Origin of the sequence: Nocardioides terrae (assembly GCF_900112345.1) — a bacterium.
Lineage (GTDB): Bacteria > Actinomycetota > Actinomycetes > Propionibacteriales > Nocardioidaceae > Nocardioides > Nocardioides terrae.
This window is the reverse complement of the sequence record NZ_FOLB01000006.1, coordinates 108,978-121,895: the sequence shown is the minus strand read 5'-3', so window position 1 is coordinate 121,895 and position 12,918 is coordinate 108,978. Positions and strand designations below refer to the sequence as shown.

General features: G+C 72.6%; 14 protein-coding genes. 5 read left to right on the top strand and 9 right to left on the bottom strand.

Going from position 1 to position 12,918, the window contains the following annotated elements; translation table 11 throughout:
• Positions 1-5 precede the first annotated feature (5 nt).
• Entirely contained in the window at positions 6-569 is a 564-nt protein-coding gene (locus tag BM236_RS09915; RefSeq protein WP_091123084.1) for a TetR/AcrR family transcriptional regulator C-terminal domain-containing protein, read from the bottom strand.
• Between the two features lie 124 nt (positions 570-693).
• Here BM236_RS09915 and BM236_RS09910 point away from each other — a divergent pair, with 124 nt between their 5' ends.
• Genes BM236_RS09910 through BM236_RS09900 form a run of 3 tightly spaced genes read left to right on the top strand, consistent with a single transcriptional unit; the run spans position 694 to position 2,577 of the window.
• On the top strand, positions 694-1,287 hold the full coding sequence (locus tag BM236_RS09910; RefSeq protein ID WP_091123082.1) for a biotin transporter BioY: 594 nt from the start codon (positions 694-696) through the stop codon (positions 1,285-1,287).
• Between the two features lies 1 nt (position 1,288).
• A complete protein-coding gene (locus tag BM236_RS09905) occupies positions 1,289-1,978 on the top strand; it encodes an energy-coupling factor ABC transporter ATP-binding protein (protein WP_091123080.1) in 690 nt (229 codons plus the stop codon).
• A complete protein-coding gene (locus BM236_RS09900; RefSeq protein WP_091123078.1) occupies positions 1,975-2,577 on the top strand; it encodes an energy-coupling factor transporter transmembrane component T family protein in 603 nt (200 codons plus the stop codon). Before BM236_RS09905 ends, BM236_RS09900 begins: the two co-directional genes overlap by 4 nt.
• Before the next feature lie 7 nt (positions 2,578-2,584).
• Here the strand turns inward: BM236_RS09900 and BM236_RS09895 are convergent, their stop codons facing one another.
• The 7 genes from BM236_RS09895 to BM236_RS18965 all read right to left on the bottom strand — a co-directional run bounded on the left by BM236_RS09895 (position 2,585) and on the right by BM236_RS18965 (position 10,617).
• Positions 2,585-3,991, bottom strand: a complete 1,407-nt coding sequence (locus tag BM236_RS09895) for an amidase (RefSeq protein ID WP_091123075.1) — start codon at positions 3,989-3,991, stop codon at positions 2,585-2,587.
• Positions 3,992-4,009: 18 nt separating this feature from the next.
• Positions 4,010-4,585 carry a GNAT family N-acetyltransferase gene (locus BM236_RS09890; protein ID WP_245750244.1) on the bottom strand — a complete coding sequence of 192 codons (576 nt, stop codon included), beginning with the start codon at positions 4,583-4,585 and terminating at the stop codon, positions 4,010-4,012.
• A gap of 43 nt (positions 4,586-4,628) precedes the next feature.
• Complete coding sequence (gene cimA / locus BM236_RS09885; RefSeq protein WP_091123073.1) at positions 4,629-6,188, bottom strand: citramalate synthase; 1,560 nt, start codon at positions 6,186-6,188, stop codon at positions 4,629-4,631.
• Between the two features lie 268 nt (positions 6,189-6,456).
• On the bottom strand, positions 6,457-8,058 hold the full coding sequence (locus tag BM236_RS09880; protein ID WP_091123071.1) for a serine/threonine-protein kinase: 1,602 nt from the start codon (positions 8,056-8,058) through the stop codon (positions 6,457-6,459).
• 209 nt (positions 8,059-8,267) lie between these two features.
• Positions 8,268-9,350, bottom strand: a complete 1,083-nt coding sequence (locus BM236_RS09875; RefSeq protein WP_091123068.1) for a branched-chain amino acid aminotransferase — start codon at positions 9,348-9,350, stop codon at positions 8,268-8,270.
• A gap of 56 nt (positions 9,351-9,406) precedes the next feature.
• A complete protein-coding gene (locus BM236_RS09870) occupies positions 9,407-10,468 on the bottom strand; it encodes a 3-isopropylmalate dehydrogenase (RefSeq protein WP_245750242.1) in 1,062 nt (353 codons plus the stop codon).
• An 11-nt stretch (positions 10,469-10,479) separates the two neighbouring features.
• Positions 10,480-10,617, bottom strand: coding sequence for a hypothetical protein (locus tag BM236_RS18965; RefSeq protein WP_175507630.1), 138 nt, complete (start codon positions 10,615-10,617; stop codon positions 10,480-10,482).
• A gap of 261 nt (positions 10,618-10,878) precedes the next feature.
• Here BM236_RS18965 and BM236_RS09865 point away from each other — a divergent pair, with 261 nt between their 5' ends.
• The gene (locus BM236_RS09865) at positions 10,879-11,448 is read left to right on the top strand and encodes an O-methyltransferase (protein WP_091123067.1); all 570 of its coding nucleotides are present in this window, start codon (positions 10,879-10,881) and stop codon (positions 11,446-11,448) included.
• A 25-nt stretch (positions 11,449-11,473) separates the two neighbouring features.
• Here the strand turns inward: BM236_RS09865 and BM236_RS09860 are convergent, their stop codons facing one another.
• Complete coding sequence (locus BM236_RS09860; protein ID WP_245750241.1) at positions 11,474-12,103, bottom strand: TetR/AcrR family transcriptional regulator; 630 nt, start codon at positions 12,101-12,103, stop codon at positions 11,474-11,476.
• A gap of 91 nt (positions 12,104-12,194) precedes the next feature.
• Here BM236_RS09860 and BM236_RS09855 point away from each other — a divergent pair, with 91 nt between their 5' ends.
• Positions 12,195-12,911 carry an AMP-binding protein gene (locus BM236_RS09855; RefSeq protein ID WP_091123061.1) on the top strand — a complete coding sequence of 239 codons (717 nt, stop codon included), beginning with the start codon at positions 12,195-12,197 and terminating at the stop codon, positions 12,909-12,911.
• The last annotated feature ends 7 nt before the right edge of the window (positions 12,912-12,918 follow it).

Genomic DNA, 12,918 nt, shown 5'->3' with positions numbered 1-12,918 from the left:
ACGGCTCAGCGAGCCGCCCGCACCACCTGGATCCCCGCGATGACCATCCCGAGCCCGGCGGCGAAGTCGCTCTCGTCGCGCGGGTCGTCGTCGATGGCGCCCGCCGCCGCGGCCTGCAGGCGGGTCTGCTCGTCGACGGCGTGCCCGTAGACGTAGTGCAGGAGCGTCCGGGCGGCGACCGGGGCGAGCGGCTCGAGCCCGCCCGCGGTCAGCGCGGCCACGAGACGCTCGTAGGGTGCTGCCGCGCCCAGGCCGAACGACCACACCGTCGCGACCAGCTCAGCGCCGTCGCGCCAGGTCAGCAGGGTGTCGCGCAGGCCGACACAGATGTCACCGACCACGTCGACCCAGTCGGCCTCACCGGGCTGCCGGGTCGGCCACGGAGCGCGGGCCAGGATCTCGTCGGCGACCGCCGCGAGCAGCGTCTGCTTGTTGGCGAAGTGGTGGTAGAGCGCGCTCGGCTGCACCCCGAGCTCGGTGCCGAGCCGGCGCATGGTGAGGTCGGCCAGGCCGTAGTCGTCGAGCGCCTCGATCGCGCGGGACACCACGTCGGACCTGCGGTAGCGCACATCGACTCCTTCCTCGGCTCAGCCCCCCACGAGCCGGGCACGGATTGACCGCCCGGCACGAGCACCCTAACCTGAACGCCGTTCACCTGAACACCGTTCAGGCCCGCACGAGGAAGCCGCCCCCATGACGATGACCGAGACACCAGCCGTGCCCGACGTACGCCGCAGGCTCTCCACCACCGACCTTGCGCTGGTCGCCTCCTTCGCTGCGCTCATCGCGGTGGCGTCCTACACGGCCGCGATCCCGGTCGGCGGCGCGGGCGTCCCGCTGACCCTGCAGACCTTCGCGGTGCTGCTGGCCGGCGCCGTCCTCGGCCCGCTGCGCGGCCTCCTCGCCACCCTGCTCTACCTGCTGCTCGGCCTCGCCGGCCTCCCCGTCTTCGCGGGCCACACGTCCGGCGCCGAGGTGTTCACGGGCGCGACGGCCGGCTACCTCTACACGTTCCCGCTGGCGGCGCTCGTCGTCGGCATCCTGGTGAAGTACGTCGCCGGCGAGCGGCGTACGCGCGCGCTCTGGATCTTCGCCGCGGCTCTGGTCGGCACCGTCGTGAACCACCTCGGCGGCGTGGTCGGCCTGCAGGTCGTGCTCGGGGTGTCCTGGTCGAAGGCGTTCACCATCGACGGCGCCTACTGGCTCGGCGACATCGTCAAGGCCGCCGTCGTCGCGCTGGTCGCGGCCGAGGTGCACCGGGCCTTCCCCGCGCTGCTGCGGCGCTGACATGCCGCTCATCCGGCTCGAGCAGGCCGGGGTCACGGTCCCCGACACCGGCCGCGTCATCCTCGCGCCGACCTCGCTGACCCTCACCGAGCACCGCGTCGCCGTCATCGGCGGCAACGGCTCCGGCAAGTCGACATTCGCCCGCCTGCTCAACGGCCTCGTGCTGCCCACGACGGGTCGCGTGCTGGTCGACGACCTCGATGTCGCCCGCCACGGCGCCGCCGTACGGCGCAAGGTGGCATTCAGCTTCACCGACCCCTCCGCCCAGCTGGTGATGCCGACCTGCGTCGAGGACGTCGAGCTGTCGCTGCGACGGACCGTCCGCGACCGCGCGACGCGGCGGGCGCAGGCCGTCGACGTCCTCGAGCGGTTCGGGCTGGCCGGGCGCGAGGACCAGTCGGTGCACACCCTGTCGGGCGGTCAGCGACAGCTGCTCGCGCTGGCCGGCGTGCTCGCGACCGACCCCGAGGTGCTGGTCGCCGACGAGCCGACAACGCTGCTCGACCTGCGCAACACCCGCTCGGTCGGTGAGCTGCTGCTCGGGCTCCCCCAGCAGCTCGTCCTGGTCACCCACGACCTCGACCTCGCCGTACGCTGCGACCGCGGCATCGTGGTGGCCGACGGCGCGGTGGCGTTCGACGGACCCGCGGCAGCGGCCGTCGACTCCTACGTCGCCTCGGTGGCGCGATGAGCAGCCCACTCGGCGTCTACCGCCCCGGGACCTCGGTGCTGCACCGGCTCCCGGTCGGTGCGAAGCTGCTCGGGCTGGTCGTGGCGTGCACCGCGGTCGTCGTCACCCACGGCCCTCCGGCCGCGCTGGTGGCCCTCGGGTGCGCCGTCGTCCTGGCGCTCGTCGCGCGGATCCCCCTGGCCACGACCGCGCGTTCGCTGCGGCTGCTGCTCGTCATCGCGCTCGTCGGCGGTGCGTTCCAGTGGTGGTCGTCGGGCGCCTCCCGGGCGCTGGAGACCCTGCTCGACGTCGTGACGCTCGGCCTGCTCGGGCTCTGCCTGACGGTCACCACCGCCAGCGGTGACCTGATCGACGCGTTCGTGCGCTGGCTCGAGCCGTTCCGCCGGTTCGGCGTCGACCCCGACCGGGTCGCCCTGACGATCAGCCTCACCATCTCCTCGCTGCCCGAGACGCACGCGCTGGCGCTGGAGACCCGGGACGCCGCGCGCGCTCGTGGCCTGCGGTCGGCGCGCGCCTACCTCACCCCCTTCGTCATCCGCGTGGTCGCACGTGCGCACGAGACCGGCGCCGCGCTCCAGGCCCGCGGGATCGGTGACTGAGGCGGTCTCACCAGCCCGGCGGCCGCCGCACGAACCCACCGACCGCTGACTCCACCTGGGCGGCCAGGGAGAGCAGGAGCTCGTCCTCGGCCGGCCGCGCCGCGAGCATGACACCGACGGGCAGGCCTGAGGGCGTCCAGTGCAGCGGCAGGGACACCGCGGGCATGCCCGTCACGTTCCACGCGGAGGTCCACGGCGTGAAGGCCTTCTGGTTCTCGAAGTCACGCGAGGGGTCGGCGTCGTCGCGCAGGGCGCCGACAGGCGCGGGCGGCACGGCGAGGGTCGGGGTGAGCACGGCGTCGTACGGCGCCAGGGCGGTGAGCGCACCGGCCGCGAAGCGCCGCATCGCGCCGATCGCCAGCCCCAGCTCCGGGCCGGACACCGCGCGGCCGCGCTCGGAGAGCCACCGGGTGAGCGGCCTCAGCAAGCGCTCCTTCTCGGGCGGGACCACCGACAGCGCGGTCAGCACCGCCCAGCACGTCTCGAAGACGGGGACCGCCTCGGGCGGCAGCGGGACGGCTACGTCGATGACCTCATGGCCCAGCGACTCCAGCAGCGACGACGTGGACTCCCAGGCGGCCACGACCTCGGGGTCCACGGTGGCGGAGGCGATCACCGGCTCGACGAACCGCGCGATCCGCAGCCGCCCGACCGGCCGGTCGCACGCCTCGAGGTAGTTCCCGGTCACCGCCCACGTCGGGTCGCCCACCCGGTGACCGGCCAGCACGTCGAGCAGGGCGGCCGCGTCGCGCACCGACCGGGCGAGCGAGCCGGACGTCGACAGGCCGATCGGGTCGCCGTACATCGGCGCGGCGGAGACGACGCCGCGCGACGGCTTGAACCCGACGATGCCGCAGCACGAGGCCGGGATCCGGATCGACCCGCCGCCGTCGGAGCCCTGGGCGACCGGGACCAGCCCGGCGGCCACGGCGGCGGCCGCCCCACCCGACGAGCCGCCGGCCCCGCGTGTGCGGTCCCAGGGCGTGACGGCGGGCGGCGCGCCGTCCGGCTCGGTGTAGCAGGGCGACCCGAACTCGGGGGTCGCAGTCTTGCCCAGGGAGACCATCCCGGCGGACTCGATCGAGAGTGTCACGTTGTCGGAGATCTCGGGCACGAAGTCGGCGAACGCGGCCGAGCCGAAGCTCGTGCGTACGCCGGCGGTGAGGTTGAGGTCCTTGATGGCGGTCGGTACGCCGAACAGGGGCGACTCCCCCACCGGACCGACCGCCAGCGACCGGGCGCAGCTCTCGGCCCGATCAGCGGTGACGGTCACGAACGCGCCCAGCGCGCCGTTCCCAGTGTCGAGCCTGTCGATGCGCTCCAGGTAGTGCTCGGCGAGCTCGCAGGGCGACACCTCGCACCGCCGGACCAGCTCGCCCTGCTCGAGCGCGGAGAGGTCGTGGAGTTCGGTCACGCCGCGACGGTACGCCGCTCAGGCGCCGCCGGACAGGTCGCGCCACTCGCGGTCCAGCATCGCGAAGATGACCTCCGTGCTCCACCGCCCCTTGAACCACTCGTTCTCCACGAGCACGGCCTCCTGACGCATCCCGAGCCGGCGCAGGACGGCCGCCGAGCCGGGGTTGTCCTCGTCGATCCGGGCGACGATCCGGCGCAACCCGAGGTCCTCGAAGCCGAGCCGGAGCATCTCCCGCGCCGCCTCGGTCGCGTAGCCGCGGCCCCAGTGGTCGGGGTGCAGCTGGTAGCCCACCTCGCCGGACCGGTGCAGCTCGCTGTGCCAGGCGAGCAGCGCGTCGCCGACCAGCTGGCCCGTCTCCTTGACGACGATGCCCAGGAAGACGAACTGTCCCTCCGCGTCGAGCGTGGTGCGCGTGAACTTCGGGTCGGCGAAGCGGGCGGCGACCTCCTCGCGGCTGCGCGGCTCGTAGGGCGTGTAGGCGGTCACCTCCGGCCGGGACATGTAGGCGTGGGCGGCGTCGACGTCGTCGGGGGACAGTGGGCGCAGCAGCAGCCGCTCGGTCTCGATCGGGTAGCTCGGTGACAGGTGCACGGCCGCCACCCTGGCAGAGGACCCGGTGCCCGGCCAGTGGGTTTCAGCGGTGGCGGCGCAGCCCGAAGGTCAGCCCGTCGACGAGCGCCTCCCACGACGCTTCGATGACGTTCTCGCCGACGCCGACGGTCACCCACGAACCGTCGCTGTCGGAGGTCTCGATCAGCACGCGCGTCTTGGCGTCGGTGCCGTGGCTCTCGTCGAAGATCCGGACCTTGTAGTCGGTCAGCTCGAACTGCTGCACCTCCGGGAAGGCCTGCCCGATCGCCGCCCGCAGCCCGGCGTCGAGGGCGTTGACCGGCCCGTTGCCCTCGCCGGTCACCACGAACCGCTCCCCGTCGCCCACGATCTTGACGGTCGCCTCGGTCAGCCCGTCGTGGTCGGAGATCACCCGCCACGACTCGACCTCGAAGTACGACGGCCGGGCGCCCTCGACCTCCTCGAGCAGCAGCAGCTCGAAGGAGGCGTCGGCGGCCTCGAAGGTGTAGCCGTTCGACTCGAGCTCCTTGACCCGCGCGGTGATCCGGCGGGCCAGGTCGGCGTCGAGCTCGAAGCCGAGCTCGCGACCCTTCAGCTCGATCGAGGCGCGCCCGGCCATGTCCGAGACGAGCAGCCTCATGTCGTTTCCGACGCCGAACGGGTCCATGTGCTGGTAGAGGTGAGGGTCGACCTTGATCGCCGAGGCGTGCAGGCCGGCCTTGTGGGCGAACGCCGACGAGCCGACGTACGGCTGGCGCGAGGCGGGCGGGACGTTGGTGACCTCGGCGATCGCGTGCGCGGTGCGGGTGGCCTCCCGCAGCAGGCCGGTCGGGAGCACCTGCCGGCCGAGCTTGAGCTCGAGGTTGGCGACGACGGCGACGAGGTCGGCGTTGCCGGTGCGCTCGCCGTAGCCGTTGACGGTCCCCTGGACGTGCGTCGCGCCCGCGTCGACCGCGGCCAGGCTGTTGGCGATCGCGCAGCCGGTGTCGTTGTGGCAGTGGATGCCGACCCTCAGCCCGCCGGACCCCACCACGGAGGCGACGTCGTGGACGACGTCGGCGACCCAGCCGGGCAGCATCCCGCCGTTGGTGTCGCAGAGCGCGACGACCTCGGCACCCGCCTCGGCCGCCGTGCGCAGCACCTCCAGGGCGTAGGCCCGGTTGGCGCGGTAGCCGTCGAAGAAGTGCTCGGCGTCGACGAAGACGCGCTGGCCCTCCTCCCGCAGGTGGGTGACCGTGTCGCGTACCATCGCCAGGTTCTCCTCCAGCGTGGTCCGCAGGGCCAGCTCCACGTGGCGATCGTGCGACTTGGCCACGAGCGTGACCACGCCCGCACCGGAGTCGCGCAGCGCCGCGATGAGCGGGTCGTCGGCGGCCCGCATCCCGGCCCGACGGGTGGCGCCGAACGCGGCCAGCTGGGCGTGCTCCAGCTTCAGCTCGCTGCGGGCGCGACTGAAGAACTCGGTGTCCTTGGGGTTCGCGCCCGGCCAGCCGCCCTCGATGTAGCCCACGCCGAGCCCGTCGAGCTGCCGCGCGATCACCAGCTTGTCGGCCACCGAGAGGTTGAGGCCCTCCTGCTGGGCGCCGTCGCGCAGCGTGGTGTCGTAGACGTGGAAATCGCTCATCGGTCCTTCTCGGCTTCGGTCCGGGCACAAAAAAACCTCTCGGGGTACGAGAGGTCGGCGCGTCGGTGTCCCGACGCGCTAGCTAATGATCGTGCGGTGCTGTCGGTGCTGTCGGGGCTGACGGGACTGCATGACTCCATGATGCCACCGCCGCCCACCTGGCGGACAGAAGTCTTGGCATCCGGTCAGCGTCTGCCGGGTGACGACGCGTGGCGTCCTCGGCGCGGCTCGGCGCGGCTCGGCGCGGCTCGGCGCGGCTCGGCGCGGCTCAGCGCGCCAGGCCGGAGAACGGCGGACCGCCCGCGGGCAGCCAGTCCGCACCTCGGGCGGCCAGGCCGCCGAGCAGGCCGCCGGTGGCCGCCACCGCGCACAGCGCCACGAGCCAGCCGCGCACGCCGCGCGACAGCGGCCGGGCGACGCGGTCGACCGGTGAGCGGAGCCGGTCGCCGCCGGGGCCCCACCAGAGCCCTCCGACCAGCACGACGCCCGCGATGGGGAGTGTGGTCGTGAGCGGTGCATCGACCGCGTAGCAGACCAGGATCGCCGCCACCGCCAGGCCGCACGCCCACAGACCGAGCAGCACCGTGGCCGGCGCGGAGCGCACCAGGTCGACGGGGGCACCGAGGACGAGTCGCGGGCCGTCGTACCACCTGGCGCCGCGGAGCTGGCGCCGCTCCCCCACCGTCGACGCGGCGATCGAGCCGGTGCGGAGCAGCCAGACGAGCACGAGGAGGACGGTCAGCGCGGCCCAGGGGTACGCCGCCAGGCCGGCGGCGGCCGTGAGGCCGGTCGCGCCGAGGAGGACCGTGCGCCGGGTCCGCTCGCCGATCGTGGGCGCCTCGGGAGCCACTGGGGTCGCGGTCGGGAGGTCCCACGGCGCGGACTCCACCCGGGTGTGCTCCACCCGCGTGTCCTCCTCGGGGTCCGGGGACTCCTCGGAGAAGAGCGAGAGCGGCATCGTCTCGACCGGGTCGGGCCTCATGGGGACCGGCGGCACCGGCGCCGACGCCGCCCGGGCGACGGGCGCAGGCCCCTGGCCGCGCAGCCACGCGAGCAGCTGTGCCACGGCCGGCCGGCGGGCCGGCTCCGGGCTGAGCGCGGCGTCGAGCACCTCGCGCAACGGCGACGGGACGCCGGTCAGGTCGTGCTCGCCGCGGCGCGCCCGGTCCATCACCGCCATCGACGGCCCGCGGCCGTAGGGCGGCCGGCCGGTCGCGGCGTAGGCCACGGTCGCCGCCCACGCGTGCACGTCGACGGCCCGGGTCGGCTCGTCGCCGTAGAGGATCTCGGGAGCGAGGTAGCCCGGCGTGCCGAGCAGCCAGCCGGTCTGCGTCAGCTTGGGGTCGTCCGCGACCCTGGCCAGCCCGAAGTCGATGAGGACGGGGGTGCGGCCCTCCATCAGGACGTTGGACGGCTTGACGTCGCGGTGGAGCACACCCGCCTCGTGGACCGCGGCGATGCCCTCCAGCAGGCACCGGGCGAACCAGGCCAGGTCGTCGCCGCGAACCGGCCCTTCGCGCGCCACCTCGTCGTGCAGCGAGAGCCCCGGGACGTAGCGCGTGGCGATGTAGGGCACCGACGCCCACGGGTCGGCGTCGATGATCTCGGCGACCCAGCGGCTGCGGACGCGACGCAGGGAGCCCACCTCGCGCTCCAGCCGGGCGCGGGTCTCGTCGTCGCCGACCACGTGCGGGCGCAGCACCTTGAGCGCCACCCGCTGGCCGTCGGCCCGGCGGGCGAGGTGGACGACACCCATGCCGCCCTCACCGAGCGGCGCCAGCAGCGTGTAGTCGCCGATCGCCCGCGGGCTGCCCGGTCGACGGGCAGGCTCCTGCGGGCGCGGGACCCGTTCACGCGGCGCGGTGGACACCCGACGAGACTAACCGCCGAGGAGTCGATCCCTGCGCACCGAAGGGTCGACCCGATCGCGTCGAGGAGTCGATCCCTCAGCATCGAGGGGTCACGGGCGCGAGCGGAACGACCCCTCGGGGCTGAGGGAACGACCCCTCGGGGCTGAGGGAACGACCCCTCGGGGCTGAGGGAACGACCCCTCGGCGCTGAGGGAATGACTCCTCGGGGTCAGACGATGCGGTGCAGCCAGCCGAAGGTGTCGTCGGCGCGGCCGAACTGGATGTCGACGAGGCTCTTGCGGATCGTGGCGCCGACGTCGCCGGCGGGCGAGGTGACGGAACCGCCGTCCCAGACCAGCTCGCCGACGGGCGTGACGACGGCGGCGGTGCCGCAGGCGAAGACCTCGACGATGTCGCCGGACTCGACGCCTGACTTCCACTCGTCGATCGAGAACTGCCGCTCCTCGACCTGGTGGCCGAGCTTTCCGGCGATCTCGATGATCGACGCGCGGGTGATGCCCTCGAGGATCGTGCCCAGCGCGGGCGTCACGATGTGGCCGTCGGCGTGGACGAAGTAGAGGTTCATGCCGCCGAGCTCCTCGACGTACTTCCCCTCCGCGGCGTCGAGGAAGACGACCTGGTCGCAGCCGTGGTCGTAGGCCTCCTGCTGGGCGACCAGGGACGAGGCGTAGTTGCCGCCCGTCTTCGCCGCACCCATCCCGCCGCGACCGGCCCGGGTGTACTCCTCGGTCAGCCAGATCCGGACGGGCTTGACGCCGCCCTTGAAGTAGGCGCCGGCCGGCGAGGCGATGACCATGAAGGTCACGTGCTGCGAGGGCCGCACCCCGAGGAACGCCTCCGAGGCGAACATGAACGGCCGCAGGTAGAGCGACTTCTCGCTGCCCTCCGACGCGGTCGGGACCCAGCGGGCGTCCGTGGACACCAGGGCGTCGGCGGCCTGGACGAAGTCCTCCTCCGGCAGCACCGGCAGCGCCAGCCGGTGGCTCGAGCGCGCCATCCGCGCCGCGTTGGCCTCCGGCCGGAAGGACCAGACCGACCCGTCCGGGTGGCGGTAGGCCTTCATGCCCTCGAAGGTCTCCTGCGCGTAGTGGAGGACGGCGGTGGCCGGGTCGAGCGAGATCGGGCCGTAGGGCTCGATCCGCGCCTCGTGCCATCCGTTGTCCGGGGTCCACTCGACGGTGAACATGTGATCGGTGAAGTGCACGCCGAACCCCGGGTCATCGAGGATCTCGGCAAGGCGCTCGTCGCTGGCCTTGTGGGCCGAGAGCGAAGTGTGGATGTCCATGGACATGAGGCTAGTCCTCCCTCGGGCCCCGCTGAACGGGTGTGGTCCGGTCGGATGAAGGGTCAGATGCGGGCGGCGATGGCGTCGCCCACCTCGGCGGTACGACGACCCGAGCCGCCGCGCTCGGAGAGGTCGGCCAGCACCGCGGCGTCGATGCGGGCGGCCGCGTCGGCGTGGCCGAGGTGGTCGAGCAGCAGCGCGGCGGACAGGATCGCGGCGGTCGGGTCGGCCTTCTGCTGGCCGGCGATGTCGGGCGCCGAGCCGTGCACCGGCTCGAACATCGACGGGAACGTGCGGTCGGGGTTGACGTTGCCCGAGGCGGCCAGCCCGATGCCGCCCGTGATCGCGGCGGCGAGGTCGGTGATGATGTCGCCGAAGATGTTGTCGGTGACGATCACGTCGAAGCGGGCCGGGTCGGTCGCCATGAAGATCATCACCGCGTCGATGTGCAGGTAGTCGACCGCGACGTCGGGATACTCGCGGGCGACGTCCTGGGTGATCCGCCACCACAGCGCGCCGGCGTTGACCAGCACGTTGGTCTTGTGGACCAGGGTGAGCTTCCGACGGCGGCGCTGGGCGCGGGCGAAGGCGTCGCGGACGACGCGCTCGACGCCGTAGGCCGTGTTGATGGACACCTCCGTCGCGACCTCGGCCGCGGTGCCGGTGCGCATCGAGCCGCCGTTGCCGACGTACAGCCCCTCGGTCCCCTCGCGGACGACGACGAAGTCGATCTCGCCCTTGCCGAGCACGGCCTCGGACAGCGGCGAGACCGCGCCGGGGAAGAGCCGGGACGGCCGCAGGTTGACGTAGTGGTCGAGCTCGAAGCGCAGCTTGAGCAGCAGCCCCCGCTCGAGGATCCCCGGGGGCAGGTTCGGGTCGTTCGGCTTGCCACCGACCGCGCCGAGCAGGATCGCGTCGTGCTCCTTGATCTCGGCCAGGACCGAGTCCGGGAGGACCTCCCCGGTGGCGAGGTAGCGCTCGGCGCCGAGGTCGTAGCGGCTCTGCTCGAACTTCACGGGCGAGGCGGCCTCGAGGACCTTGAGGGCCTCGTCGGTCACCTCGGGCCCGATCCCGTCGCCGGGGATGACGGCGAGACGCAGGGGGCTGGTGGGGAGCTCAGTCACGGCAGTGGACTCTAGTTGTCTTCGGGGAGGGGGTCGTCGCCCGTCCGACGGTCGAGAGCGGCCTCCGTCGCGTCGAGGCTGAACGGGTTCTCGGGATCATGGTTCGCCGGGCCCCACTCGAGGGTTCGGGACAGATAGGTGGTCGGCATCGCTGTGCTCCTTCTTGACTCACGGGACGTGGATCGAGAAGCCGGGAACGGGCCACCGCGACGAGGTGGCCTCTCGGTCAGCTGATGCGCTGCTCGGCCCCGTCGCGGCGCAGTACGAGAATCGCCTGCGCGGCGGCAATGGGGGCTACGAGGAAGAGACGCATGATGGATCGACAGTAGCGGCCCCGCCCGCCACGCCGGCGCAGATCGGTGGAACGTTCCGTCATCCGAGACGCGGGTCGACGTGAAAGACTCCGGCGCATGAGCGCACCGCCCGACCTTCCCGAGATCGTCGCCCGCGCCTTCGACGTGTCGCGTCGGGCCGGCTACGTCTCCTTCTGCCGCAACGAGACCGGCCGGCTGCTCGCGGCCCTGGCCGCCACCCGGAGCGGGACGATGGCCGAGTTCGGGACGGGCACCGGGGTCGGGACGGCCTGGCTCCGGTCGGGGGTACGTCGTGACGACGTCCGCATCCTCACGGCCGAGCTCGACACCACGCTGGCCACGGCTGCGGCCGAGATCTTCACCGAGGACCCACAGGTCGAGGTGCTCTCCGCGGACTGGTCGACCCTGCTCGACAAGGGCCCGTTCTCGCTGCTGTTCCTCGACTCCGGACAGCCGGGAGAGGTCGGCGTCGACCGCATCGTCGACCTGGTCGAGCCCGGCGGCATCGTCGTCCTCGACGACTTCACCCCGAGCGAGACGTGGCCGCCGATCTCCTACGGCCGCGTCGACACGCTGCGTGAGGAGTGGCTCACCGACGAGCGGTTCACGACGGTGGACGTCATGGTGGCGTCCGACGCGTCCGCGCTCATCGCCACCAAGCACTGACACACGACAGGACCCCGCGCAGCACCTAGACCGCGCTGGTCTCCAGGGCGTCGCGGAAGAGCAGGGCCACGACGGCGCGGACCTCGTCCTGCAGCGTCGTGAGGGCGTCCTCCCGGCCGGCGGTGTAGCCGTGCAGGGCCAGCTGGAAGAGCCCGTCGAGCAGCCCGTAGGCCAGGGCCGGGGTCATCATCGGCCGCACGTCCAGCAGCTCGGCGTACCGGCAGACGACCCGCCAGACCATGTCCTCCAGCGTCTGGTCGATCACCCTGACCGGTTCGCGCAGGGCCTCCTCGAACATGCTCTGGGAGCGCAGGTCGTACCAGAGCCGGTGCATGGGCGCCTCCTCGACGATCGTCTCGGCGAGCTTGCCGAGGAAGCCGTCGAGCAGCTCGTCCGGAGTCGTGGAGCTCTCGACGACCGCGTCGTAGCGGTGCACGCAGCGCGCCTTGTAGAGCTGCACGCAGAAGACGATGAGGTCCAGCTTGTCCGAGAAGTAGTAGTGCAGCACGCCGTGGCTGAACTCGGAGTTGCTCGCGATCTCCCGCAGGGTGGTGCGGGCGTAGCCCAGCTCTCCCAGGGTGACCAGCGCCGACTCGGCGAGCTCGCGCCGGCGCTCCTCGAACTTGTCGGCCGGTCGGCGACGCGACTTCGCCATGTGCATGCCTCCATTGGACACCCGAGCCGGATCCCCTGTCTTGACGATTGTCCAGATTCCTTTTGACGGTTGTCCAGGATTATCTTGACGTTTGTCCAAAGAACTTCGCACACTCGTAGAGGAAGGGGCCGGCCGGCCCCGGATCCCCTCGCACCGGAGAGCTTGTTTGTCACTCGCACGCAGCCTGGACCTCGGGGCCTCGCTGGTACCAACCGCTCCTTGCTTGGTCACCGACGCCACGACCCTCAGCTATGCCGAGACGCAAGGGCTCAGCCGCAGCGTCGAGGCATCGCTCCGCGCCTACCAGGTGGGTGCCGAGGACACCGTCGGCCTGCTGTCGGCCAACGACCCCTCAGCGCTCACCTGCATCTTCGGTGCCAGCCGCGCGGGAGCGGCCTGGACCATGATCGATCCGGTGGAGGCGTCCGTCGCCGAGCTCGCCGAGGAGCTGGCCGACTGCTCCGTCCTGATCTTCCGTACGGCGGAGGCGGAGTGCGTCCGGCAGCTGCAGCCGCTCCTCCCCCGGCTGCGCACGATGGTCTGCCTGGACGGCCACGCCGACGGCGCCCTGGGCTGGGGTCAGTTCCTGACCGCCGGCTTCACCGGGGCGACGGCGATGCCGCCGGGACCGCCACCGGCGGCGGACGGCCTCCTGGCCGCGGACCAGGCGGTCTTCCTGGCGCTGCGACCGCTCTCGCCGGAGACGGCGGCGCGCTGGGAGCCCGTCCTCGCCCGGGGCGGACGGATCGTGGTGGGCAGGCGTGAGCAGGCGAGCGCCGTGAGCGCCCTGCGCGTCCGCCAGGGGTAGGGCCCGG

Excerpts from the sequence above, each read along its gene's own strand:
- BM236_RS09910 (WP_091123082.1), top strand. The coding sequence starts at position 694 with ATGACGATGACCGAGACACCAGCCGTGCCCGACGTACGCCGCAGGCTC.
- BM236_RS09905 (WP_091123080.1), top strand. The coding sequence starts at position 1,289 with ATGCCGCTCATCCGGCTCGAGCAGGCCGGGGTCACGGTCCCCGACACC.
- BM236_RS09900 (WP_091123078.1), top strand. The coding sequence starts at position 1,975 with ATGAGCAGCCCACTCGGCGTCTACCGCCCCGGGACCTCGGTGCTGCAC.
- cimA (WP_091123073.1), bottom strand. The coding sequence starts at position 6,188 with ATGAGCGATTTCCACGTCTACGACACCACGCTGCGCGACGGCGCCCAG.
- BM236_RS09875 (WP_091123068.1), bottom strand. The coding sequence starts at position 9,350 with ATGTCCATGGACATCCACACTTCGCTCTCGGCCCACAAGGCCAGCGAC.
- BM236_RS18965 (WP_175507630.1), bottom strand. The coding sequence starts at position 10,617 with ATGCCGACCACCTATCTGTCCCGAACCCTCGAGTGGGGCCCGGCGAAC.
- BM236_RS09865 (WP_091123067.1), top strand. The coding sequence starts at position 10,879 with ATGAGCGCACCGCCCGACCTTCCCGAGATCGTCGCCCGCGCCTTCGAC.
- BM236_RS09860 (WP_245750241.1), bottom strand. The coding sequence starts at position 12,103 with ATGGCGAAGTCGCGTCGCCGACCGGCCGACAAGTTCGAGGAGCGCCGG.